This window comes from Acidithiobacillus ferriphilus (genome assembly GCF_028215975.1).
Classification (GTDB): Bacteria; Pseudomonadota; Gammaproteobacteria; order Acidithiobacillales; family Acidithiobacillaceae; genus Acidithiobacillus; species Acidithiobacillus ferriphilus.
Map to the genome: position 1 here is coordinate 1804758 of NZ_CP116458.1, position 23262 is coordinate 1828019.

General features: G+C 57.6%; 21 protein-coding genes. 10 read left to right on the forward strand and 11 right to left on the reverse strand.

Annotated features, from left to right (window positions below; genetic code table 11):
• Positions 1-12: 12 nt before the first annotated feature.
• Positions 13-1776 (reverse strand): ABC transporter ATP-binding protein/permease, encoded by a 1764-nt coding sequence (locus tag PJU76_RS09115; RefSeq protein ID WP_271779267.1) that lies wholly within the window; start codon positions 1774-1776, stop codon positions 13-15.
• A gap of 126 nt (positions 1777-1902) precedes the next feature.
• On the opposite strand from PJU76_RS09115, the gene PJU76_RS09120 reads away from it, so the two are divergent.
• Entirely contained in the window at positions 1903-2385 is a 483-nt protein-coding gene (locus PJU76_RS09120; protein ID WP_271779268.1) for a DsrE family protein, read from the forward strand.
• On the opposite strand, the gene PJU76_RS09125 is transcribed toward PJU76_RS09120, so the two are convergent.
• Together PJU76_RS09125 and PJU76_RS09130 are read right to left on the reverse strand one after the other, a co-directional pair.
• The gene (locus PJU76_RS09125; protein WP_271779269.1) at positions 2370-3200 is read right to left on the reverse strand and encodes a carbon-nitrogen hydrolase family protein; all 831 of its coding nucleotides are present in this window, start codon (positions 3198-3200) and stop codon (positions 2370-2372) included. The two genes, PJU76_RS09120 and PJU76_RS09125, sit on opposite strands and share 16 nt — an antisense overlap.
• On the reverse strand, positions 3197-7015 hold the full coding sequence (locus PJU76_RS09130; RefSeq protein ID WP_271779270.1) for a YhdP family phospholipid transporter: 3819 nt from the start codon (positions 7013-7015) through the stop codon (positions 3197-3199). Before PJU76_RS09130 ends, PJU76_RS09125 begins: the two co-directional genes overlap by 4 nt.
• 141 nt (positions 7016-7156) lie before the next feature.
• Here PJU76_RS09130 and glnE point away from each other — a divergent pair, with 141 nt between their 5' ends.
• From glnE to PJU76_RS09145, 3 genes are read left to right on the forward strand one after another with little or no spacing between them, the layout of a single operon-like run.
• A complete protein-coding gene (gene glnE / locus PJU76_RS09135; RefSeq protein ID WP_271779271.1) occupies positions 7157-10021 on the forward strand; it encodes a bifunctional [glutamate--ammonia ligase]-adenylyl-L-tyrosine phosphorylase/[glutamate--ammonia-ligase] adenylyltransferase in 2865 nt (954 codons plus the stop codon).
• A 14-nt stretch (positions 10022-10035) separates the two neighbouring features.
• Positions 10036-10959, forward strand: coding sequence for a branched-chain amino acid transaminase (locus PJU76_RS09140; RefSeq protein WP_271779272.1), 924 nt, complete (start codon positions 10036-10038; stop codon positions 10957-10959).
• 4 nt (positions 10960-10963) lie between these two features.
• Entirely contained in the window at positions 10964-11176 is a 213-nt protein-coding gene (locus tag PJU76_RS09145) for a zinc-finger domain-containing protein (RefSeq protein WP_215850352.1), read from the forward strand.
• Positions 11177-11196: 20 nt separating this feature from the next.
• On the opposite strand, the gene dsbD is transcribed toward PJU76_RS09145, so the two are convergent.
• A complete protein-coding gene (dsbD, locus tag PJU76_RS09150) occupies positions 11197-13026 on the reverse strand; it encodes a protein-disulfide reductase DsbD (protein WP_456298491.1) in 1830 nt (609 codons plus the stop codon).
• 395 nt (positions 13027-13421) lie between these two features.
• On the opposite strand from dsbD, the gene PJU76_RS09155 reads away from it, so the two are divergent.
• The 3 genes from PJU76_RS09155 to groL all read left to right on the forward strand — a co-directional run bounded on the left by PJU76_RS09155 (position 13422) and on the right by groL (position 16310).
• The gene (locus PJU76_RS09155) at positions 13422-14183 is read left to right on the forward strand and encodes an alpha/beta hydrolase (RefSeq protein ID WP_271779274.1); all 762 of its coding nucleotides are present in this window, start codon (positions 13422-13424) and stop codon (positions 14181-14183) included.
• A 133-nt stretch (positions 14184-14316) separates the two neighbouring features.
• Complete coding sequence (groES, locus tag PJU76_RS09160) at positions 14317-14607, forward strand: co-chaperone GroES (protein ID WP_064219362.1); 291 nt, start codon at positions 14317-14319, stop codon at positions 14605-14607.
• A gap of 47 nt (positions 14608-14654) precedes the next feature.
• Positions 14655-16310: a chaperonin GroEL gene (gene groL, locus PJU76_RS09165; RefSeq protein ID WP_271779275.1), complete on the forward strand. Its 1656-nt coding sequence runs from the start codon at positions 14655-14657 to the stop codon at positions 16308-16310.
• A gap of 56 nt (positions 16311-16366) precedes the next feature.
• On the opposite strand, the gene PJU76_RS09170 is transcribed toward groL, so the two are convergent.
• A complete protein-coding gene (locus PJU76_RS09170; RefSeq protein WP_271779276.1) occupies positions 16367-16672 on the reverse strand; it encodes a hypothetical protein in 306 nt (101 codons plus the stop codon).
• A 128-nt stretch (positions 16673-16800) separates the two neighbouring features.
• Positions 16801-17217 (reverse strand): GFA family protein, encoded by a 417-nt coding sequence (locus tag PJU76_RS09175; protein WP_271779277.1) that lies wholly within the window; start codon positions 17215-17217, stop codon positions 16801-16803.
• A gap of 62 nt (positions 17218-17279) precedes the next feature.
• Here PJU76_RS09175 and PJU76_RS09180 point away from each other — a divergent pair, with 62 nt between their 5' ends.
• Together PJU76_RS09180 and PJU76_RS09185 are read left to right on the forward strand one after the other, a co-directional pair.
• Positions 17280-18650 (forward strand): transposase, encoded by a 1371-nt coding sequence (locus PJU76_RS09180; RefSeq protein ID WP_271779278.1) that lies wholly within the window; start codon positions 17280-17282, stop codon positions 18648-18650.
• Complete coding sequence (locus PJU76_RS09185; RefSeq protein WP_271781008.1) at positions 18539-18904, forward strand: transposase; 366 nt, start codon at positions 18539-18541, stop codon at positions 18902-18904. The genes PJU76_RS09180 and PJU76_RS09185 overlap by 112 nt, the downstream gene beginning before the upstream one ends.
• A 224-nt stretch (positions 18905-19128) precedes the next feature.
• Here the strand turns inward: PJU76_RS09185 and PJU76_RS09190 are convergent, their stop codons facing one another.
• From PJU76_RS09190 to PJU76_RS09210, 5 genes are all read right to left on the reverse strand, one after another.
• Positions 19129-19554: a DUF4442 domain-containing protein gene (locus tag PJU76_RS09190; protein ID WP_271779279.1), complete on the reverse strand. Its 426-nt coding sequence runs from the start codon at positions 19552-19554 to the stop codon at positions 19129-19131.
• Between the two features lie 133 nt (positions 19555-19687).
• Positions 19688-20671 carry an acrylyl-CoA reductase (NADPH) gene (gene acuI / locus PJU76_RS09195; protein ID WP_271779280.1) on the reverse strand — a complete coding sequence of 328 codons (984 nt, stop codon included), beginning with the start codon at positions 20669-20671 and terminating at the stop codon, positions 19688-19690.
• A gap of 123 nt (positions 20672-20794) precedes the next feature.
• Positions 20795-21178, reverse strand: coding sequence for a YybH family protein (locus PJU76_RS09200; RefSeq protein ID WP_271779281.1), 384 nt, complete (start codon positions 21176-21178; stop codon positions 20795-20797).
• Between the two features lie 98 nt (positions 21179-21276).
• Positions 21277-21762 carry an NUDIX domain-containing protein gene (locus tag PJU76_RS09205; RefSeq protein WP_334212461.1) on the reverse strand — a complete coding sequence of 162 codons (486 nt, stop codon included), beginning with the start codon at positions 21760-21762 and terminating at the stop codon, positions 21277-21279.
• Between the two features lie 90 nt (positions 21763-21852).
• The gene (locus PJU76_RS09210) at positions 21853-22287 is read right to left on the reverse strand and encodes a GFA family protein (RefSeq protein ID WP_271779283.1); all 435 of its coding nucleotides are present in this window, start codon (positions 22285-22287) and stop codon (positions 21853-21855) included.
• 404 nt (positions 22288-22691) lie between these two features.
• On the opposite strand from PJU76_RS09210, the gene PJU76_RS09215 reads away from it, so the two are divergent.
• A complete protein-coding gene (locus tag PJU76_RS09215; RefSeq protein ID WP_271779284.1) occupies positions 22692-23261 on the forward strand; it encodes a phosphoribosyltransferase family protein in 570 nt (189 codons plus the stop codon).
• The last annotated feature ends 1 nt before the right edge of the window (position 23262 follow it).

Genomic DNA, 23262 nt, shown 5'->3' on the forward strand with positions numbered 1-23262 from the left:
CGGCTGCCAGCATCAGATCGGTACCGGCTCTTGTCCTCCAGAGACGGGATGAACAACGGTCTCCAGGTGCCAACGCCCGTCTCCTTGCAGACGCAAACAATACTGATGATGCCGCAACAGACTGGAGCGGTGACCCACGCTGATGATGGCGGTTTCTGGCAGCGCCTCGACGAGCATATGGTAGAGCGCATCCTCTGCTGGTTCATCCAGTGCGGAACTGGCTTCGTCCAAAAACACCCACTGGGGCTTCTGTAACAGAATGCGGGCAAAGGCCAAGCGCTGCTGTTCACCCAAAGACAATACATGGGCCCACAAACGAGCATCTTCCAACTTGTCGACCAGTGCATCCATAGCGACCAGATGGAGCACTTGTTGCAACTGGACATCGCTGACCCCCGGCACTCCGAAGGGATACACCAGCACATCACGCAAAGTACCCAATGGCAGGTAGGGTTTCTGCGGCAAGAAGAGAGGATGGTCGCCCTGGGGCATTTGCACGACCCCTTCGCCAAAGGGCCAAATACCCGCCAAAGCACGTACCAGCGTGCTTTTTCCGCTGCCGGATGGGCCCATGATCAGCAAACGCTGCCCACGCTGCACATCCATATCCAAACGATGAATCAACTCCCGGCCATCGGGCAGGCGCACGTTGAGATCTTTCACGAGCAGTCGCGGGCCGTCTTTGCGTTCAATCTGGTAATGGGTTTCACGGATGATCCGCACCTCATCCATAGACCGCTCAAAAAAACGCAACCGATCGACCACCGCATGCCAGTTGGCGAGGCTGCTGTAACTGCTGACGATGAAGGACAACGCGCCTTGCACCTGACCAAAAGCCGCAGCAATCTGCTGTAACCCACCGATACCAATCGCCCTATTCACAAAATAGGCTGGCAGACTCACCAAGATTGGAAAAATAATGGCGGCCTGACCATACCCTGATACCCACCAGTTCAGGCGCATGGAGCGCCAGATAATCCGCCAATAGTTAGCATATACATTGGCAAAGCGCTGTAAGAAGTGATGGTGCTCTTCGGTCTCGCCGCCATACAGCGCGATACTCTCGCTGTTTTCACGCAAGCGCATCATACTGAAACGGAAATCCGCCTGAAAGCGCTCCTGGTTGAAGTTCAGACTGATGAGCGGCCGCCCAATAAGCGCGGCCAGAATGGTGCCGAAGATGGAATAAATGAGCGCTGCCCAGACCAGATAGCCCGGAATCGTATAAAGACTGCCCTGCCAGGGAATGGTAATCATGGCCGACAAGTTCCAGAGCATGAACACAAAGGCGGCAAGGGTCGTGACGGAACTGAGCAAACCTATCACAATATTCAGCGTCTGCCCGGTGAAACTGGCCAGATCCTCGCTGATACGCTGATCCGGATTGTCGGTGCCATCACCCAGTACCTGCATGTGATAGAAGGTACTTTTGGCCAGCCAGGCATCCAGATAATGCTTCGTCAGCCAACGCCGCCAGCGAATCTCCAGCATCTGGGTAAAAAAGGTCTGGGAAACTGCGGCGACAATATATAACGTGGCCAGCCCGAGAAAAATCAGCATCTGGTGCCAGGCGGCATTCACCGCAAAGCGCTGCAGGGCATTCCAGAACACCGCATACCATTCGGTGATACGGTAGGAAATAAAGACCATGAACAGGTTGAGCAGGATAATGCAGGCAAACACCCCGCGTGCCATCCAGCGCTCCTCGGAGTGCCACCAATAAGGCTTGGTCATCTGCCATAGGTCACGGAAAAATGCGCCGTTAAATTGCTTCATGCACGGCCTCTGAAGAATATCTGTTCAACATCCACGCATACGCTCCTCATCCGCCGCGATCACGTCGGCGCAAATTTTGCTAGTCTTAGGGTGATTATCACAACCCGCAAAGCTCAGGAGGATAGCATGGCTCAAGCCAAAAACCATTCCCGCCGCCACTTCATGGAAGGTCTCGCCGCCGCGGCCGGGGTCGGTGCTTTGGCCGTCGCTGGTCAGGGCAAGGCCGGGGAAATGCTGGAACCCAGCAAGAACAAAGCGGTCTACCAACTAAATAAATCTGATGCGGCCTATATTTTAGATATTCTGCACAGTGCGGCAACGGTCCTGCAGCATTTCAATAACGACGCAGACATCGTCATTGATTGTTTCGGACCCGGTATCTGGCTGCTGGTCAAAACGGCAAAAAACCATCACCACTACGAAAAATTCATTATGGAACAGGTACAAAGCCTGTCTATGTATGGCGTGGTCTTTAATGCTTGCGAGCAAACCATGAAGACCGTCAAAATCGACAAGGCCAGCCTGATTCCTGAGGCGAAGCCGGTATTCAGCGGCGCAGTGGACCTTATCATCCTGCAACAGAAGGGTTACGCCTATATCTCCTGGTAAGCGCCGCAACATGCCTGGCGACGATGATGCTGCAGGGCAGGCAGATTACTGCGACAGCGCTGCAAAAATTCCATGTCAACCTGGGCCAGCGCGACTCCTTCACCCTGGTCCAGACGGGCCAGCACCTGACCCCAGGGATCAATTATCATACTGCCGCCGAAGGTCTGACGGCCATTCTGGTGCAAACCACCCTGATCAGCGGCGAGCACATAGGCCTGGTTCTCAATGGCACGCGCCCGCAGCAGACACTCCCAGTGCGCGGCACCCGTCTGCTGGGTAAAGGCGCTGGGGACGGCCAGTAATTCAGCCCCCGCATAACAGCGGTACAACTCCGGAAAGCGTAGGTCGTAGCAGATAGAGAGGCCAAGCTGGCCCCAGGGCGTGGTCACGGCCACCGGGGTCCTGCCGGGGGCAATGGTGCGGGACTCGCGGTAACTTTCGCCGCCCGCCAGATCGACGTCAAAGAGGTGTATCTTGTCATAACGCGCCTGGCGTTGCCCGGCGGGGTTGAAGGCCAAGCAGGCGGCATAGCAGCGTCCGTCAGGGGCGGCCAGGGGAATACTGCCCCCTATCAACCACAGGCCAAAGCGCTGCGCCTGCGCTGCCAGCCAGGACTGGATCGGGCCATCGCCATCCACTTCCATAATGGCCAGTTTGGCTTTTTCGTCGCGTCCCATGAGCGCAAAATTCTCAGGCAAGAGCACCAGTTGCGCCCCTCCCATAGCTGCCTGCGCCAGCAGAGACTCGGCATGGGCGAGGTTATCCGCCAGCACCTCCGAAGACACCATCTGCACTACGGCAACCTGGATTTTCATGGTTTTTCCCCTCCGGCTTTGACCGGTGCGTGGACCTGACGCACCACCGGATGCTTCCAGGGCCCATCCACCTGATAACGCCATTCTAGCACCTTACCCGATTTCCCGAAGAGGGCGGGACCAAGAATCGGAAAATGTCCGAGGAGCAAGTCAAAACTCTGCAAGGGATAGACCTGCAACCCCATACTCATGGTTCGGTGTGTCAAGTCGACAGCGCCAACCCCCTTCATTTCGAGCGCGCTGGACTCAAGGCGTAGATTGCGGGTATGGGCGACACCATCCTGTACCTGGAAATCGGCAAAAAGCTTGGAAAAGAACAAGCCGCTGCCGAAGAGCGGGCGATAATCAAAGGTGAGAACGTCCTGAAATAACGTGGTAGGATTCAGGAAGACGAGCCAGGAAATATCCGTACCCAATTTTCCGAGTCGGCCATTCCACAGCTTTGATTGTATGTTTCCGCTGAGATGCGCCACGGAGAAATCCCAGGGCGCGCCCGGCCAGGACAGCTTTCCCGCATAATCGGCACGGCCGTAGTCCAGGGTATCCATGCCGATGTCCTGCAGAACAGGGGCGATATTATCGCTGCGGACATTGCCCTGAAAGGTCGACTGGCCAACTCCGGCGCCCTGCCACGACCCTTTAAAGTCCCATTGACTGCCGGCCCAATCGCCTTTGAGCATAGATATGTTCCAGCCGGTCTTCGATCGCCCGGCATCCAGCACTACGTCATGCACCCTGTGGCCCCGCCAATCGAGTTGCGCGACATGGGTATGCAGCGTCAGCGGATTACCCGCAGCTCCCCGCAGTGTTTGCGAAAGGGTGGCGGCAGAAGACCCAGAGAATGTCGGTGCCGCGATGCTTAATTTCTGGATGTCCAGATGCAATTGAGCAGGGACCATGGGCTGCGGCGCGTGCGCATACTGTAAGACGCCGGATAACCGGGGGCTGGCGCATTGCAGATACAGCTTTTTCTCCGCCGCCACCCGGCCGCGCATCTGCACATCCGGCCAATCCTGTTCCAGAAAACGCAGATGCCGCCAATGCAGGTCGAAGCGGATTTCCGGCCATGTCCCGCGGTCTGCTCCACCTCTCAGCATACTCAGCCACGGCCCTACGGAGAGGCTATCACCAAGGCCCCGAAGGGAAAACCCATTACTGGGCAGTGACGGAGGAATTTCTCCACCCAAACGGGCGGCGCCAGCCTTCCATCGCCAGCCGGATTTCTCCCGTTGCCAGTCCAGGACCGCAGACCCTATGGGTAGATTGAAATTGACTTGCAGACGGTGAGCCACGTTACCATGGCCTTGCGCGGTCAGGCTGCCACCCTTGCCTGATGCCCAATTCAAGGGCGCTGGCAAAATACTACGACTTTGGCGCAGGTCGGCACTGCCTTTGAAACGCAACTCGTCGTTTAACAATGTACCGCTACCCTGATATGGAACGACGCCACTGAAAGCCGTGCGCCAACGCTCCGGCATCGGCAGATCCGCCGCTTGTAGCGCACCCTGCAGCGAAAAATGCAGGCGCGGCACGGTCGCCAGTTGACTGGCCCGCAGGCTCGCCTGCACGGGACCACCGGCAAAAATGCCTTGCAGCCCGCCAACCTGAATCTTATCCCGCTGAAAATAAATCGGCCCTTGTATACCGGTAGCCTGCCAACCACTCCATTCGGCTCCCGCATGACGGATATCGATTCGGCCATCCACCTGGCTTTTCTCAGCCCCGAAAGGGATGCTGAAGGCTAATTGTAATTGTCCCTGCCCGCTCAGACGCAGAGGCATATTCGCCACGGCCTTGCCCTCCAGTATGGGTGTTTCCCGCAAAAAGGGCAGCAATTTATCCAACGGGATCGGCGTCTTCAAGGTTACCTGCAGCGGTGAAGTATGCGCTGCGAAAAGATGGTTGAGATCGATGCTGGCGGAAGCAACCGGCATCCCGAAAATGTCACCCTGATGGCTCTGAACGGAAAGGCGGTCTCCCAGCCAGAGGAGTTGCGCGTTCACTTGCGTCGCCATTGGCCAGTGCGGGGCATAATGCAGGGTCACATGGCGAAAATTCGCCCGCAGCGAAAAATGTCCGCCCAGCGCCTGGCGGGGAAGGTGATTCCATGGTCCCCGCCACCGCAGATCAGCATGCTGCAAGGACCCTGCCTGAAATGCCTGCAGCAACCAGTGGCGCAGGGCAGGACTAATACCGCTCTGCGGTACGAAATCCGCCAGCGCCGTCGTGGGCATATCGTCAAGCTGAGCCTTCAGACGCAATTGCTGGCCCTGCACCGCGAGGCTGGCGTGCAGGCGACCAGGGCCCTTAAACGCGATCGGATTGGCCTGAATCGTCCAGTCTGCGTCTGTTTTCCGGGCGACAATCCGTGCCGAAATTTCCTGCAAATGCAGCGGTGCCGCGAAGTGCTGCGGCCAGTCCAGGGTAAGCTTCTGACTAACCATATGAAATTTTACTACTTCCGGGCGAATGACGAGGTCGCCGCTAAGGCCCTGCACGCCGAACCAGTATCCATGGGGTGGAACACCAATGCCATGAAGTACGGCCTGAAGCTCCCAAGTGACGGGCTGGTGGTGTTCGGCGCTGTATGAGCGAAAGCGCAGGTCGCGCAGGTTACCTTGCCACCGTTGCTGAGGTATCCACCGGAGTTGCGCGGGGAGGACCATCTCCGGCACGTTCTGGAGAAGTGCGGCGGGAAACAGTGGCGTTTGCACCTGCCATTGCAGGCGATGGCGCCAGTTGAGCCCCAAGCGCATTGCCAAAGGTTGTGCGGCAAGTCCTGTCAAATCAGCAAGCTGCAATGTCCCGGTAGAACCCGTTCCAACCCAGCCCAGATGGCCATGGATTTGTGCCCACTGCTTGCCGTCCACCCCGGCGTCATGCACGGCAAATTGCCCGGTAGCGGTGCGCGGCAAGCCATAACGCCATTGCAGGCGCCCGCTGCCACTCACGTTTCCGCTCAACATCGGCAGGCGCGGATCCGCGAGATGAAGCCACGGCAGCGGCAACGATTGCAATATCCAATTACCGCTGCCGGAGGAACGCCCCGGACGGGTAAAAACGCCACGCGCCGCTCCTGAGTAGCGCAAGAAGCCTTGCGGTGACCAGCGCACCCGCACCTGCATCCGTGGGCGCAGACCACCGCTGCTCTGCCACCGTACCTGCAGAGAAACGGGAGCGGCCTGCAACTGGGAGCGCCATTGTAGAGTCAGGTGCTGAACATCCACATGGGCCCAGTCCAGATCCAGCGGCACCAGTGGCAAAGGCGACCCGCCACGTCCCAGCGACTGTCCGGCCACCTGCCAGCCACCGTTGGCCACCTGAACGACGGACACCTCGCCGTCCGCAACGCGGAAATCCCGCGCTACCAGGTCCCCCCAGAGCAGTGGCAAGGCAAAAAGGCGTAGGTGCACCCCGTGCAGCGCCAGTTCCGGCTGTGCAGACGGACCCACCCGCAACGTGGCCAATTCCAGCGACGGTCCCCAGTTCCAGCCCAAGCGCATCCCGCGCACCTGCACCGGAGCACCCCAAGCCCGCGACAGGTATTGAGAAACATAGGGACGCAATAATTCCAGATGGGGAATCAGCAGAAGATAAAAAACCACCGTCGGCAACACCAGCACGGTCGGCACGATGGCCAGCAGCCAACCGCCCGCCCGGCGGGCACCGGCAAAAGTCAGGCGTAAGCGCGGCAAGGCACGCCTCTCCTTGAAAACCCGCAATATCAGCCAACCCGTCCGGTCAACGCCGGTAAACGCCGTGAGGTAATGTAATGTGCTCCCTGCTACGATTCTCTCTGCGGATCGCGTTACCATATAGCACCGCGTAACGCGCCAACGGTAACCGCACAAAATCCTAGCACAAGAAGCACCACAGAGCCTCATGCGGACCCCAAAACAGAGATTAAGTTACACTGCCCATACACACGATGCGGAACACCACCGGAAGGAGCACGCATGGCGGCCCCCGAGTTACCCGAGGAAATCATCCACGCCATTAATCTGTTACCCCTGGAAGCGGCGGCGATCACCGAACCGCTCGAAACCACCTGGGCCGCCCTCTCTGCTGAGGAGCAGACCGAGCTCCGACACCTGGGATCTGCCTTTGCCGCACACTGGGCACATATCGCTTGTGTCAGCCCCTTTGCGCGCCAACTCCTCCTCCGTCATCCCCACTGGTTGCCGCGCCTTGCACGCGGCGGACACAGCGACCTTGCCACCAGCCATGGACTCAGCAGCGACGTCTTCCTTGCCAATCTGCGCCAGTACCGCAATGCCCGTATGGTAGAAATCATCTGGCAGGATCGTCAGCCCGGCGAACATTATCCAGAAACAGTAGCCGCCCTCAGCGAGCTGGCCGAAATCTGTCTGCAACAGGCTTATGCTTATGGCGTAGAGATGCTGCGCCAGCGCCATGGCATCCCCCGCAACGACGACGGTCAAGAGGTGTCTTTCACCGTCCTCGGCATGGGCAAGCTGGGAGGACGCGAACTCAATCTCTCCTCCGACATCGACCTCATCTTCTGCTACGGCGAAGACGGCGAGACGGATGGCCCCATCCCCCTCGACAACAGCACATACTTCCAACGCCTCGGTCGCTGGCTGATTCAGGCCCTCGATCAGCGGACGGCTGACGGCTTCTGCTTCCGCGTCGACATGCGCCTACGCCCTTTCGGAGATGCCGCCCCCCTCTGCATCTCCGTCGCGGCCATGGAGCAATACTATCAGGTGCATGGCCGCGGCTGGGAGCGCTACGCCTTTATCAAGGCGCGCCCCGTCGCGGGTGACCTCGCCTTAGGCCAAAACCTCCTCCACACCCTGCGCCCTTTTGTCTATCGCCGCTACCTGGACTACACCGCCCTCACCGGCCTGCGGGAAGTCAAAGCCCTCATGGATGCGGAACAGGGTGGCAGCAGCAACGACATCAAAAAGGGCCAAGGCGGCATCCGTGAAATCGAGTTTGTCTGTCAATCCCTGCAAATTATCCACGGTGGCCGCCAACCCGCCCTGCGCAGCACCAACACCCTGGATACCCTTGCGGCCATCGCCAGTGCCGGATTACTGCCCGCGGACGATACCGACCGGCTACGCCGCGCTTATCTTTTTTTGCGCAATACTGAACATTGCCTGCAAATGGTCGATGATCAGCAGACTCAGCAATTACCGCACTCTGAGCTGGAATGGCAACGCCTGGCCTGCGGCATGGGTTTCCCTGATGTCATGACCATGCGCGAAACCCTCGACACCTTCCGCCAGCAGAACCACGTCATCTTTCAGCGCACCCTGGCCTCCGGGAAGGATGATCGCCAGGGTAAAAACAGCAATGGAGAGAAACTCTGGCAACGCGCTCAGACCAATGCGCTGGAAACCGTTCCCAGCGATCTGCTCCAGGTCCTGCGCTTCACGGCACCGGAAGCCGTATGGACACGCCTCTGGCGTTTCACCCACAGCCGCGATGTGGCCAGCCGTCTCTCTACAGAAGGACGTCAACGCCTCGATCGCCTGCTTCCACTGGCCCTCGATCTCTGCAGCGCCCAGCCAGACACCGACGCCTGGTTACATCGCTTCCTTACCCTCATTGAGGCCATTCTGGGGCGTGCCAACTACCTCGCCCTGCTTGCGGAAAATCCGCCGTACCTCATGCGCATCGCGGAGTTACTGCACAGCCCCTGGCTGGCACAGGAACTGGCACGCTTCCCCATCCTGCTGGATGACGTACTCGGCGACACGATCATCAGCCCCGAGCACTGGCCGCAAGCCCTCGCTGCACAGTTACAGCTCGCTGAGGATATGGAAGAACGAATGGATGCCCTGCGGCGCTTCAAAAACGCCGAAGTCCTGCGCCTCGCCGCCGCCTTCTGGACGAACCAGATGCCTGTGGAGACCCTGCTCCCCCAACTCAGTGACCTCGCCCAGCTTACCCTGCAAACCGCATTGGCCTGGGCCGAAGCGGAAATGCAGCGTCGCCACGGCAGCGTGCGGACCGGCAACGGCCAGGTGGCCCCCTTCATCGTTATCGCCCTGGGCAAATTGGGCGGCCGGGAAATGGGTCTTGCCTCCGATCTCGACCTGGTCTACCTCTATGACGCATCCCTCGACACCGAAAGCGACGGTGCCCTGCCCCTTCCTGCCCCTATCTGGTTTGCCCGTCTCGGACAACGGCTTATTCACATCCTCAGCACCCTCACCCGTGCCGGTCTGCTCTACCAGATCGACATGCGCCTGCGCCCGAGTGGGCAATCCGGGCCTCTAGTCACGACGTTGGAGGCCTTCAGCCGCTATCAGCACGAATCCGCCTGGACCTGGGAACATCAAGCCCTCACCCGTGCCCGCTGGGTCGCCGGGGATGGGGAACTCGGTGCCCGTTTTACCCGCTTGCGTGCAGAAATCCTCAGTCGGCCGCGCCATCCCGAGCAGTTAGTGGAAGACGTCCGCAGCATGCGGCAGCGCATTTATCGGAGCAAAACCATCGCCCAGGACGCCTTTCACCTCAAACTGAGCCCCGGTGGTCTCACAGATATCGAGTTTCTCGTACAATTTGCTATGCTAGAGGCTTGCTCCCGGCAGCCGACTCTATGCCAGGATACCGGGACCGCCGCAGGGATAGCCGCACTGACCCGCGCGGGTATCTGGAACGCGGAACGGGGCGCCGTCCTCGGGCAAGCCTGGCGACTGTACCGCCAGGAAGAAAACCGGCGCTGGCTGAATTTGCAGGGCAACGAAATTCGCACTGCAGCGGTTCCCGATTGGGACGCGCTACAAGCCGCAGCGCATGGAGTGCGGGAGATTTGGCAGGAACTCATTGGCAGTTATAGCGATTAACAGGAGATGTGACGATGTCCATGGCGGAACGCGACGGTTTTATCTGGTTTGACGGCAAGATGGTCCCCTGGCGGGAGGCCACCGTGCATGGCCTCACCCACAGCCTACATTACGGCATGGGCTGTTTTGAGGGCGAACGTGCCTATGCCACCCTCCAGGGCACCGCCATTTTCCGCCTGCCGGAACACACCAAACGCCTCTTCAACAGCGCCAAGATTTTGCAGATGGAGGTCCCCTTCACGCAAGAGCAGATCAACGACGCCACCAAAGAAGTCATCCGCGCCAATAAGCTGGAGTCCGCTTATATCCGCCCCCTACTCTTCTACGGCGCTGAAGGTATGGGCTTGTCCGCCAAGGGACTCAAGGTCCATGCACTCATCGCCGCCTGGAGCTGGGGCAGCTATCTGGGCCAGGAAGCGCTGGAAAAAGGGATCCGCGTCAAGGTGAGTTCCTTCAGCCGTCACCATGTCAACGTGCACCTGTGCAAGGCCAAGGCCACCGGCAACTACATGAACTCCATGCTGGCCCAGCGCGAGGCTTCATCCTGCGGCTATGATGAAGCCCTGCTGCTGGATCGTGAAGGCTATGTCGCGGAAGGTTCCGGCGAAAATATCTTTATGATCCGCGACGGCGTTCTTTACACGCCGACACTGACCAGCGCCCTGGAGGGTATCACTCGCGATACCATCCTGCGCTTCGCCCGCGAAGCCGGCATCCCCATCGTCGAGAAACAACTGACCCGCGACGAGTTCTATATTGCCGACGAAGCCTTCTTCACCGGCACCGCGGCGGAAGTCACCCCCATCCGCGAGATTGATGGCCGGGTCATCGGCGAAGGGCATCGTGGTCCGGTCACCGAAATGCTGCAAAGCCGCTACTTCGACACCGTAACCGGGCGCCGCGATGACCATCCGGAATGGCTGCATCACGTTGGCTGACCCCATGACCCAACCCATCAAGTGCTGTGACCAGAGCTATACCGAGGTGGAAGCCAAAGACCTCCCCCTCTACTGCCCCATGCCCAGCATGAGCCGCTGGAACGGGCACCCCCGGGTCTTTCTCAAGATCGAAGAAACCGGGGAAGTCCGCTGCCCGTATTGCGGGACACTTTATGTGCTCAAGGGCTGGCCAGTAAAGAAGGCGACGGGGCACTGAAAAGCATCGGCATGACTACTCTAAGATTTCGGCAGCCACTGCAAAAACGCCTCTGATCCTAAATACCCTTCCTGCTGCGCGGCCATCTTGCCGTCGGCACCTACGGCGATGAAGGCGGGAGGGCCGACCAGATTGTGACGTTTCAGGAGGACACGACTGGCGGCATCATCCTTTGTTACATCCACGCGGATCAGCACCCATCCCCGTAAAGCGGCCCGTACCCGCGGATCGGCGAAAGTGACTTTATCCATACGCACGCATTCCACGCACCAACTTGCCCAGTAATCCACCAGTACCGGCTTGCCGTGGGCTTGCGCCAGCGCATTCTGTAAAGCCTCCGGAGTTTTTACCACGCTAAAGTGCAGCGCACCCGGCCGAGTTTCCTGATGCGCCGGTCCTGCCGTGTAAGGTGTCAGTGGTTGTAACGGATCACTGGCCCCACTCAGTGCCCCCAAGCCCATAACCAAACCATAGGCCAGCAATAAGACGCCGACACCTTTCCAGAAACGGCGCCAGCCCGAGGCGCCCGCCGCCATCACATCCAACGCGCCAAGATACATGGCGCTGACCACCGCCAGCGCTGACCACAAGGCCAGACTCACCGGTCCCGGCAGAACCCGAGCCAGCAGCCAGATAGCGACGCCCAACATCAATACACCAAAAACCGCTTTGACGGCATCCATCCAAGCGCCAGCGCGCGGCAACAAATGGCCAGCGGAAGTGCCGATGATCAGTAAGGGCACCCCCATCCCCAAACTGAGCACGAAGAGCGATAATCCGCCAAGAAAAACATTCCCCGTCTGCGAAATAAAGAGCAGCCCGCCCGCCAGGGGTGCCGCCACGCAAGGTCCGACAATCAGCGCTGACAGTGCCCCCATGACAAAGGTACTGAACAGATGTCCGCCCCGTCCCGCGCCCGCCAGGCGCGTCTGGATACTGCTCGGCATTTGCAGTTCGTAAAAATCAAACATGGACAGTGCCAGCAGCACGAAAATACATGCAAAAACCCCCAGTACCCAAGGGCTCTGAAAGGCCGCCTGCATATAGGCACCAGTCACCGCCGCAAGCACTCCGGCAATCGTATAAGTCAGCGACATTCCCAGCACATAGGCGATGGAAAGCGCAAAGGCACGTGAGCGTTGCTGGCCGTGCCCCGCCTCCTGCCCGATAATCAGCGCCGAGAGAATAGGGATCATGGGGAAAATACAGGGTGTGAACGCCAGACCCAGCCCGGAGAGGAAAAAGAGCCCCAACGTCAGCCAGAAACGACCCTGCAAAGCCCCCGCGATGGCCCCGGCATTACTCGTCGGGCTGATCGCGGCAGATGTGGCCACCACGTTCGGTGACTGCACAACAGGCGCCGCCGAAGATGCCATAGCTTGCCGGGGCAAAGCCAGCCTGATCGTCTTGGTCTGCTCAGGGTAACAAACGCCGGCATTGGCACAGCCCTGATAGGTGCCTTTTAGTTCAATGAACGCAGGGGCCGCACCTTGGATGGTGAAAGGTACCGTGAGGGTATTTTGTCCTTCCAGCACCCGTACTTTGCCAAAGGCCGGATCATTCAGCATCATCCCCGTGGGCAAGGTGTAACGGCCGAGGATAATGCTGCCCGGAGTCACGGAGAATTTTATCCGGTCGCGGTACAGGTGGTATCCCGGCGCCACATTCCAGCGCAGTTGCAACTGGTCGTGGCCGCTCAGTCTCGCGTCAAAGCGAAAGGCCTGGTCCGGCGCCAAGAATGGTGCAGCGTGGGTTAACGGCAGCCAAAACAGCAGCAGGAAACCGAAAATGGCACTCCACACCGATACGTTCCTGGCCCGAATGGTCCTATTCCCTGCTCCAATTTTCATCCCTGCATCGCTCCTCACCACGCTGTCATTACCCTGCGGACATTTTCCGCAGGTTATCCGTTCCTTAAGGCAGCAAGAACTGCGCCACCACGCTGAGGATACGGGGTCTCAGAAAGAAATCCCAGCGGCATGGAACTTTCTGCAGACCTCGTTCTCTAATCCTTTGCAAGCGGCTGTAATGGTTGCGAGCGCATGTTTCTTCCTCCTTTGGTGGTTTTGGGCGGACCTCACGGTCCGCCCTTCTTTTATCCGACCGGTCGGAATGTAATTTGCCAGCGTTCCTGTAATTTGCTAATATTTTTCGCTGCAGTCAGTAGCAGGCTGCAGCGCATGTTTCTTTCCTCCTTTGTGGTTTTAGGGCGATTAAAGTCGCCCTTTTTTGCGCGGAGCAGCCTGTGTCCCTCTCAGCCGAAAGACCTTTTACTCTGGTTCATCCCAACGGGGAACGCGTTTGCGGACTCATTCATGAAACCCATACTGACCCCGTCGGCGTCTTTCTGCCCGGCTTCGCCTCCAACATGGAGGGCGCCAAATCACGACTCCTCGCCCGCAGCGCGCAGGTGCAAGGCTGGTCCTGGGTACGCTTTGATCCGCGTGGCGTCGGACGCTCGGACGGACTGTTTCAGGCCCTGACTCTGTCCCGCTATCTGGCGGACCTCCAATTGATTTTGCAAATGCTGGAAAACCGTCCAGTGCTTTTGGTAGGCTCCAGCCTGGGTGGCTGGCTGGGCACCATCGCCGCCACCCGCTGGCCAAAACAGATCCGCGCCCTGTTACTCATCGCCCCCGCCTACAACTTTATTCAGGAAATTTTCCGGAACCTGCCCGCTGACGAACAACAAGCCTGGCAGGACACCAACCTGCGCTGCTGGGAAGATCCTTATGGCCTCGGCGAACTGCACATGCGGTTTGATCTGGTGGCAGACAGTTGGCGCTACGATTTTCTGCGCTTCCCGCCTTATCTGCGTTGTCCCGTAGAAATTCTCCACGGCAGCGCCGATAAGGACGTACCCCTTGCCCTCAGTTATCAGTTCGCCGCCCGCGCCCATGCGCCGGAACTGACTATCCGCCCCTTACCTGGGATAAATCATCGCTTGCAGGGCGCCGATACTGTGCTCCTGCGCAGCCTGCAATCCCTTTGGACCCGTATTTCCTAAACGAACACCTCAGCTCCGGCCGCCCCTTGACAGAACATTCTTAGCGCCTATCATTAGCACTCGATGGGTGTGACTGCTAACAGCACCCAGGATGGAGTCATCCACTAACCTGTATAAAACGAGGAAATGCTCAATGAAATTGCGTCCTTTGCATGATCGTGTCGTCATCCGTCGTCTGGAAGAAGAACAAAAGACTGCGGGCGGGATTATCATTCCCGACACTGCCAAAGAAAAGCCTGTACAGGGTGAAATCGTTGCCGTTGGCCATGGCAAAATTCTGGAAGACGGCAAGATTCGTGCCCTCGACCTCAAAGTCGGCGATCGCGTGCTGTTCGCTAAATATGCCGGCACTGAAATCAAGGTAGACGGCGAAGAACTGTTGGTGATGCGTGAAGACGACATCATGGCGGTCGTCGAAAAGTAAGCATTGCTGAATATCCCAACCCTATCCACATATTTTGAGGAGTATTTATGCCAGCTAAACAAGTAGCCTTTGCCGAACATGCCCGCGAGAAGATGTTGCGCGGCGTTAACGTGCTTGCCGATGCCGTCAAGGTCACCTTAGGTCCCAAGGGTCGTAACGTGGTGCTCGACAAATCTTTCGGTGCCCCCACCATCACCAAGGACGGCGTCTCCGTCGCCAAGGAAATCGAACTGGCCGACAAGTTCGAGAACATGGGCGCGCAGATGGTGAAAGAAGTCGCCTCCCAGGCTTCCGACGAAGCCGGTGACGGTACCACCACCGCTACCGTTCTGGCCCAGGCCATCATCCGCGAAGGCCTCAAGGCCGTCATCGCCGGCATGAACCCCATGGACCTGAAGCGCGGCATCGACAAGTCCGTCGTCGTCATCGTCGAAGAGTTGAAGAAACAGTCCAAGCCCTGCAAGACCCAGAAGGAAGTGGCTCAGGTAGGCACCATCTCCGCCAACTCTGACGACTCCATCGGCAAGATCATTGCCGAAGCCATGGAGAAGGTCGGCAACGAAGGCGTCATCACCGTGGAAGAAGGTTCCGGCCTCGCCAATGAGCTGGACGTCGTCGAAGGTATGCAGTTCGACCGCGGCTACCTCTCCCCCTACTTCGTCAACAACCAGGACAAGATGGTTGCCGAGCTGGAGAATCCTTACATCCTCCTGCACGACAAGAAAATCTCCTCCATCCGCGACATGCTGCCCATCCTGGAGCAGGTCGCCAAGTCCAGTCGTCCGCTGCTGATCGTCGCTGAAGATGTCGAAGGCGAAGCGTTGGCTACCCTGGTCGTCAACACCATGCGCGGCATCATCAAGGTCGCTGCGGTCAAGGCCCCTGGCTTTGGTGATCGTCGCAAGGCGATGCTCGAAGACATGGCCATTCTGACCGGCGGTCGCGTGGTTTCCGAAGAAATCGGCATGAAGCTGGAGAGTACCACCCTCGCCGATCTCGGCCAGGCCAAGAAAATTGTCATCGACAAGGAAAACACCACCATGATCGATGGCGCTGGTCAGCAGAGCGAGATCAAGGCGCGCGTTGAGCAGATCCGTCGTCAGATGGAAGATGCCAGCTCCGACTACGATCGCGAGAAGCTCCAGGAGCGCGTGGCCAAGCTGGCCGGTGGCGTTGCCGTCATCAAGGTCGGTGCCGGTTCCGAGATGGAAATGAAGGAGAAAAAGGCTCGTGTCGAAGACGCCCTGCACGCTACCCGTGCGGCTGTCGAAGAAGGCATCGTCCCCGGCGGCGGCGTGGCACTGGTTCGCGCCCGTCACGCACTGGAAGGCTTCAAGACCGCCAACCACGACCAGGACATGGGTGTTGCCATCATCCGTCGTGCCATCGAAGAGCCATTGCGTCAGATCGTCGCCAATGCCGGCGGTGAAGGCAGCGTAGTGCTGAACAAGGTTGTGGGCGGTAAAGACGGCTACGGCTACAACGCCGCCACCGACGAATATGGCGACATGTTCGAGATGGGCGTCATCGACCCGACCAAGGTCACCCGTACCGCGTTGCAGAAGGCCTCCAGCATTGCCGGCCTGATGATCACCACGGAAGCCATGATCACCGAACTGCCGAAGAAAGACGACAAGTCCGGTGGTGACATGGGTGGTGACATGGGTGGTATGGGCGGCATGGGTGGTATGGGCGGTTTCTAAGCCCCACTCCCCGACGTCTGTAGCGTCAGAGAGCCGGCCCTTCGGGGCCGGTTTTTTTATGGGTCATGCGTCTCGCCGCAAATGTATGTGGGCGCTATACAAACCATCAACACAGAATGAAGACCTGGGGCGCCCATTTTCTCATCATAAGAGACTGTCTCCTGATGCACATTATCGAAATCGTGCTGGAACACATCTTTCACGTGCATATAAACCGTTCCTCCTGACTTGTAATCATAAATCAGGGATGGTTGATACGGATTTTTCACGGCGTACCGCTCTATACTGTCGATAATCCATGGAATATGTCGCACACAGGCGATCACCCTGGACTCGGGAAACAAATCGGCTAATAGGTCCATTTTTACGCACCACGATCTGTTAGTGTCAAAAATAACCGGCTTATCTATAGTCTTGTAATATCCGTTAAATAATCCATGAATGATATTCTTCCTCTGAGCGTTTGAAATAAATGTGTTGGGCATCACGCTTACCAGGAAACAAGATCATCTGAGCCGCCGAACGCAACTGGAAATCCCTTGTAATGCGGCAGATTATCTACAACAGGAAGAACGGCGTACTGGCACTGAACATGAAATTGAGGTTTGAACTCCCCCTTGGGGAGAAGGTACCCGTTAACATTTCTTAAACCATGGCTTTGAACGTCATTAAACAGGTGCTGACCGCATTCTGCACAGCGTATTCTTGGAAGCGTATTGGCAGTCATCGGAGTGGGGTTGCCCTTGATGACTTCCACCGCCTGTGCCGGGTAGATTGCTACTGGCACATAGGCTGCCCCATGAGCCGCTTGACAGTCATCGCAATGGCAGTAGAGCTGCACGACGGGTTCTCCAGTAATTCGCAATTCCACGGCGCCACAACGACAAGACACCTCTTTGGCATTCATAACATATCCTTTTTGATGTGATCTGTAAGGATGCCTAACGAGGCTGTAGAAAAAGTATCTTTATGCCCACAATCGTGCCGGGAACCAAAATAAATATCAAGGTCGAAGTGGAGGACGATATTTTGGAGATGCAAATGGCGCGCTACAAACCCATCGATACCAGCCCCCGATTTCTTGCTGTTGACCTGCAACGGCAACTATTGCCCGGCACATTCGAGCACGCCCTCAACCATCTAATCGACTTTGAGCTGGATCTATCCAGCTTCGATGCCCGGTTCAAGAATGATGAAACCGGCGCGGCCGCCTATCCGCCCGCCATGCTCCTGAAGGTCGTGCTGTTCGCCTACTCCCAAGGCATCGTTTCCAGCCGAGGCATCGAGCGCGTGTGCCGCGACCACGTCACCTTCATCGCCCTGTCCGGCGACACCCAGCCCCACTTCACCACGATTGCCGGATTTGTCTCGAACCTTGCCGATGACATCGCCCGCGTCTTCACCCAGATACTCTACCTGTGCGACCGGCGGGGCCTGATCGGGCGTGAGATGTTCGCCATCGACGGCGTCAAACTGCCGAGCAACGCCAGCAAGCAAAAGAGCGGCACCCGTGCCGACTTCAAACACCAGGCCGCCAAACTCGAAGCCGCTGCCCGCGTCATGCTCGAACGCCATCGGGAAGAAGACCAGAAGCCTGTCGAAGCCGACCTCAGACAGAAAGAAGCCCAGCGCATCACCCGCCTGCAAACAGACGCCGCGCGACTCCGTCAGTGGCTGGCTGCCCACCCCGAAGACCGCAAGGGCAGCAAGGGTGCAATCCGCAAGAGCAACCGCACCGACAACGAATCCGCCAAGATGGCGACATCAAAGGGCGTGATACAAGGCTACACCGGCGTGGCAGCAGTCGACGCCAAACACCAGATCATTGTCGATGCCCAGGCGCATGGCACCGGCAGCGAACAGGAACTGCTGGTACCCGTGATCAAGGCAATCCAGAACGCACTGGCCGATGAACAGGCGCTTATCACCCCGACCAGCCTCATCACCGCAGACGCCGGTTACCACAGCGAAGCCAACCTCAAGCAACTCGCCCAACTCGATGTCGACGCCCTCATTGCCGACAATGGCATGCGCAACGCGATCCGCGTTTCAAGGATCAGGACAAGCACAAGCAGGCTCCCGACCCCCTGCACGACAAATCAGGCAACAAGAAAGCAAAGAAACAGGCAGCCGTCTATCGCCCCGAAGACTTTCAGTACGACACAGACGCGCATACCTGCGTCTGCCCGGCGGGCAAGACGCTTTACGGCAACGGCAGCCACTGCATCATCAATGGATTCGCAGCCGTCAAGTTTCAGGCCGCGCAACAGGACTGCGTGCCGTGCAAACAACGAGACAAATGTCTGCGCACCCCGGAAAAGACCAAGACCCGGCAAGTAAGTTTCTTCCATGGCAAGGCCGACGGCGAGCCAAGCTTCACCAACAAGATGCAGGCACGCATCGACAGCCCCGAAGGGCAAGCGAAATACGGACGCCGCTTTGCCACGGTGGAACCGGTGTTCGGTAACATCCGCCACAACAAGCAGCTCAACCGCTTCACCCTCAGAGGGCAGAAGAAAGTGGATGCGCAGTGGAAGCTCTACTGTCTGGTGCACAACATTGAGAAGCTGGCACATCATGGGTATGCGCAGTAGACGAGGGGTAGATGCCCGCATTGCGAGCAACGCAGGTCGCCATGACTTGATCAAGGCATCGCATTGAAACAGTGAGGTGAATTGCACGGCAGGAATTGAAAACGGCGTGGAATAATTCACGCCGCTTTTTTGTGTCGATGTTTTGGCTGAAAAGGGGTTTTTCTACAGCGTCAACGTAAAAGTGAGGGGCTGCCGCGCGCTTTTGCGCCCTCTCGAAGCGCTGGTTAGGCATTGGTGCCATTGGATATGAACCACTCTACAACGGCAGACACGACAAGAATGCCTTTAGAGTCCACAACCTCAATCGGTATTGATGCAGATAGGCGTCCACGGGAGGCTAATTCAGTAGCCCAACCAACTACGACATCTTCTGCCAGCGAACACCGGGACGAAACCCGCCCTGTAGCGGGCTTACGGAATTTGGCCTCGATCTTACGAACGACAGGAATGAATCCCTTGATGTGACCAAAATTTCGCAGCAGGAATTCTCCAGAGCCAGCCTCGGCCACGGCCAGAAGTGCGCTGCCATGAACGGTGCCAAGGTGGTTGGCGTATTTTGGACTTTCTGGGAGGCTGACCAAGAATCCATTTTCTGGCCCGACCAATTCCAAGCCAATTAGTTGGTTAAATGGTAACTGAGATATATCCACCGGCAGGGTTCTCCCGTAAGCCTAACACCTGAGTCAGGGATGCCGGACCTGACGCTCACGAAAACAATAGGCAGGACTGACCGGCATTCCCTGCACGCAATCGTTAAGTGTTTCGATCGTTTTGGTTGGCCAGTCAGCGGTTCACGTCTACGACCACGCGTCCCCTCACCTCGCCGTTGAGCAGCTTCGACGCGAGGGGCAACACGTCTGTCAGGCCGACTTCTTTGCTAATCGTGGCTAGTTTCGAGACATCGAGATCGCTGCCCAAGCGTCGCCATGCTTCAAGTCGCTCACGCCGGGGGCACATCACGCTGTCAATGCCAGCCAGCGTCACGCCGCGCAGAATGAACGGTGCGACGGTGGCCGGTAAATCCATTCCGCCCGCCAGCCCGCACGCCGCGACGATACCCCGGTATTTGGTCGTCGCGCAGACATTCGCCAGCGTGTGGCTGCCGACGACATCCACCGCACCGGCCCAGCGCTCCTTGCCCAAAGGCTTACCGGGCGTCGCGAACGTCGCACGATCCAGCATCTCCACTGCACCCAAGCTCTTGAGGTATTCGGTCTCCGCCGGTCTACCGCTCACCGCGACGACAGTGAAACCAAGCCGGGTCAGAACCGCCGTCGCCACGCTGCCCACGCCGCCTGCCGCGCCGGTCACGAGAATCTCCCCGTGTTCGGGTTTGACGCCATACCGCTCCAGCGCCAGCACGCAAAGCATCGCGGTATAGCCCGCAGTGCCAATGGCCATCGCCTGCTGCGGCGTGAACTGCCCCGGCAGCGGCACTAGCCAGTTCCCGTTCAGGCGCGCCTTCTGGGCCAAGCCGCCCCAATGCGTTTCTCCGACCCCCCAGCCATTGAGAATCATCATATCGCCCACCTCGTAATCGGGGTGCGTCGAGTGCTCCACCGTGCCGGTCAGATCGATGCCGGGCACCATTGGAAAGCTGCGCACCACCGGCCCCTTGCCAGTAATGGCCAGCGCGTCCTTGTAGTTGAGCGTCGAATGGCTCACCCGCACGGTCACATCGCCATCGGGCAATCGCCCCTCGTCGAGGTCCGTCAGTGAGGTGCGGTAACCTGCTTCGTCCTTCTCAATTAAGATGCCTTTGAACATGGGATTTGTATTACTCCGTTAAAGCTAGATGAACCGCCAGCGAGAAGAGCCTAACGCTCACCATAACCGGCGTGCAAAAGCGCCGCTTCGCTCTGCTTTTGCACGTCCGCGTTGATGGCGTGGTTAGGCATTTTCCTCAAGCAAACTGTGCCCGTAGGAATTATCAATCACGCATACCCACCGATTATCGTTGCCTCTCTTGAAAACATAGGTGGCCTTCCGTTCTGTAGCCGGGAGATTCTTTGCTGAGACAACAGTCTTGGCCAGCACCAACGCAGTATCTCCAGTTTCCAGGATTGCCATCCCAGCCTGCTTCACATCCAAACCATGCTCGAAGTGAGCCGCAATTGCTTCAAATGCTTTCTTGATCTGTTCTTTTCCCACAGCATTCATTCCCGGCTTTACTACAAGCACAGCGTCATCGGAATAGATGTCGCTCAAAGTCTCGAAATCTTCTTGGTTTATCGCGGTATCCGCCTTGTTGATCAGAAGTTCTATCGGGTGCATTGCCGCTCCTGTTGAATGCCTAACGTAGAGCTAACCGGCGCTGCGCGGCTTTATCGCGCAACGTCCAGCGACTGAAGGGAGCGAGGTTGAGCGTCGGGTTAGACATTTTTCAGCCAATGCGAGACGACTGTGTTGGTTAGCTCAAGGCACCCGAAATCGAACGTAGCGAGTTGGTCATGCGCGACCAGTTGTACCTCTGCGATTTCTTCGTTCAACTTGACGTGCCCATAGGCCTCGACGGCGAAAGCGATAATAAGTTGATTAAATTCTGGGAGAGCGAAATGACCTATGAATTTGCATTTATGGCCCGTAAGACCAAGCTCCTCTTCCGTTTCTCTAAGGATGGCGCTCTCCGGCGACTCGCCATGCTCAAGAAACCCGGTGATCAGGGAAAACATACCTGGCGGCCAGAGGGCATTTCTTGCCAAGACGTACTGACCATTGCACCGAACTAGGCCCGCGACGACAGGAATGGGATTGTTCCAGTGCACGAACTTACACTGCTGCGATGAACAAGCGAGCCGCATGTCTCCCTCCACCGGACGACTGACAAGATCACTTTGACAAAGCGGACAATATTTCATGGGCGAAGAGTAAATGCCTAACGTTCGCCATAACCGGCGTGCAAAAGCAGAGCGAAGCGGCGCTTTTGCACGTCCGAGTTGATGGCGTTGTTAGGCATTGCTGTCTGCATGTAGCAACGCGATGAACTCGGATAATTCCGGGATGGTTTCATAGCGCACCTCCTGTTGTGAAATAACCTCCCATGATGCTTTTGAGCCCACAAACACATGGGCGGCAATTTCCAGTGATGGTTCTTCATCGAGTAAGCCGATAGGTACCCAATAATACGGTGTACTTCTAAGCGGATTGGGCACCGGAGAGCCACACTTTGAACAGAAGTCAGAACGAAACCCTGTGTCCTTAACCCAGGAAGAAATAAGCTCTTGACCAAAAAGCCAGAAGAAATTTTCAGCGCCCACAATGGCTGCGGTATTCGATGAGGAACCACCCTGCTTTCGACAAAGCGAGCAATGGCATTGGTAGAGCCTTGGAAAATTACCGGCAACCTCAAATTCCACCGAACCACAGAGACATCTCCCGCGCATTTGGGTTCTCCCTAATACCTAACGTAATTTAGGCAGCATACATACCACACCATCCACGTCGCCTAAATTTTTTACTGGCGACGCACAACAAGCACACACAACCATTTGACCCCCCAATGTACTTTTATAGCATCCTAATTTTTATCGGATGCGAACAACGGTCAGCCTGCTTTTCCCGCTCCAACCGCATCGCCCTAGTGCATGTCAGGTGACCCCGAAAGCGCCTGCTACCCATCCGCATCGTCAGTACACACTTTATATCGTGGAATCTACAACGGTTCATGGCATTACACAATCCAGCCCGTGATTCTGCAATATTCAGACAGCTTTTCTTGGAAGACACCCACCCCCAAACTATCCACCTCCCCTCCCCCTATGGCAGAATGCGCGTAAAAGGAGCATCCATGACCCACACCGATAGCCACAGCAGCACTTACCCCCTCAACATCAACGGGGTGCAGCGCCATCTCCCCCTCTTCAAAGTGCAGTCGAACCTGGCCATCGCTGTCCTCAATATCCTCGGCGATACGGAACTTACGGAGGCCGCAGCCCATGCGCTGAACGGACGCATGGCGGACATCTCCTACGATGTGATCGTCACTGCGGAGGCCAAGAGTATTCCCCTGGCCTACGCCCTGTCGGTGCACAGTGGGCGCCCGTATATCGTCCTGCGCAAGAACTATAAGTCTTACATGGGCGAGGCCTTATCCACGGAGACCCTGTCCATCACCACCGGCAAGCCCCAAACCCTGTATCTGGATGCCAAAGATCGCGCAGCGATCAGCGGCAGGCAGGTGGCGCTGGTGGATGATGTGGTGAGCACCGGCTCGACCCTGGCGGCCATGCGCGCGCTTATGGCGCAAGCCGAGGCGGAGATTGCCGCCGTCGCGGCCATTTGTACGGAAGGCGATATGGCCCAGTGGTCGGAAGTGATCGCCCTGGCGCACCTGCCGCTCTTTCCGCTCTCCGCGTAAG

What these genes read in the sequence shown, in the direction of transcription:
- PJU76_RS09175 (WP_271779277.1), bottom strand. Translation starts at nt 17,217, where the DNA reads ATGAATGCCAAAGAGGTGTCTTGTCGTTGTGGCGCCGTGGAATTGCGA.
- acuI (WP_271779280.1), bottom strand. Translation starts at nt 20,671, where the DNA reads ATGTTCAAAGGCATCTTAATTGAGAAGGACGAAGCAGGTTACCGCACC.
- groL (WP_271779275.1), top strand. Translation starts at nt 14,655, where the DNA reads ATGCCAGCTAAACAAGTAGCCTTTGCCGAACATGCCCGCGAGAAGATG.
- PJU76_RS09215 (WP_271779284.1), top strand. Translation starts at nt 22,692, where the DNA reads ATGACCCACACCGATAGCCACAGCAGCACTTACCCCCTCAACATCAAC.
- glnE (WP_271779271.1), top strand. Translation starts at nt 7,157, where the DNA reads ATGGCGGCCCCCGAGTTACCCGAGGAAATCATCCACGCCATTAATCTG.
- PJU76_RS09210 (WP_271779283.1), bottom strand. Translation starts at nt 22,287, where the DNA reads ATGCGCGGGAGATGTCTCTGTGGTTCGGTGGAATTTGAGGTTGCCGGT.
- groES (WP_064219362.1), top strand. Translation starts at nt 14,317, where the DNA reads ATGAAATTGCGTCCTTTGCATGATCGTGTCGTCATCCGTCGTCTGGAA.
- PJU76_RS09170 (WP_271779276.1), bottom strand. Translation starts at nt 16,672, where the DNA reads ATGGACCTATTAGCCGATTTGTTTCCCGAGTCCAGGGTGATCGCCTGT.
- PJU76_RS09145 (WP_215850352.1), top strand. Translation starts at nt 10,964, where the DNA reads ATGACCCAACCCATCAAGTGCTGTGACCAGAGCTATACCGAGGTGGAA.
- PJU76_RS09180 (WP_271779278.1), top strand. Translation starts at nt 17,280, where the DNA reads ATGCCCACAATCGTGCCGGGAACCAAAATAAATATCAAGGTCGAAGTG.
- PJU76_RS09200 (WP_271779281.1), bottom strand. Translation starts at nt 21,178, where the DNA reads ATGCACCCGATAGAACTTCTGATCAACAAGGCGGATACCGCGATAAAC.
- dsbD (WP_456298491.1), bottom strand. Translation starts at nt 13,026, where the DNA reads ATGAAAATTGGAGCAGGGAATAGGACCATTCGGGCCAGGAACGTATCG.
- PJU76_RS09120 (WP_271779268.1), top strand. Translation starts at nt 1,903, where the DNA reads ATGGCTCAAGCCAAAAACCATTCCCGCCGCCACTTCATGGAAGGTCTC.
- PJU76_RS09140 (WP_271779272.1), top strand. Translation starts at nt 10,036, where the DNA reads ATGTCCATGGCGGAACGCGACGGTTTTATCTGGTTTGACGGCAAGATG.
- PJU76_RS09125 (WP_271779269.1), bottom strand. Translation starts at nt 3,200, where the DNA reads ATGAAAATCCAGGTTGCCGTAGTGCAGATGGTGTCTTCGGAGGTGCTG.
- PJU76_RS09115 (WP_271779267.1), bottom strand. Translation starts at nt 1,776, where the DNA reads ATGAAGCAATTTAACGGCGCATTTTTCCGTGACCTATGGCAGATGACC.
- PJU76_RS09130 (WP_271779270.1), bottom strand. Translation starts at nt 7,015, where the DNA reads ATGGTAACGCGATCCGCAGAGAGAATCGTAGCAGGGAGCACATTACAT.
- PJU76_RS09205 (WP_334212461.1), bottom strand. Translation starts at nt 21,762, where the DNA reads ATGAAATATTGTCCGCTTTGTCAAAGTGATCTTGTCAGTCGTCCGGTG.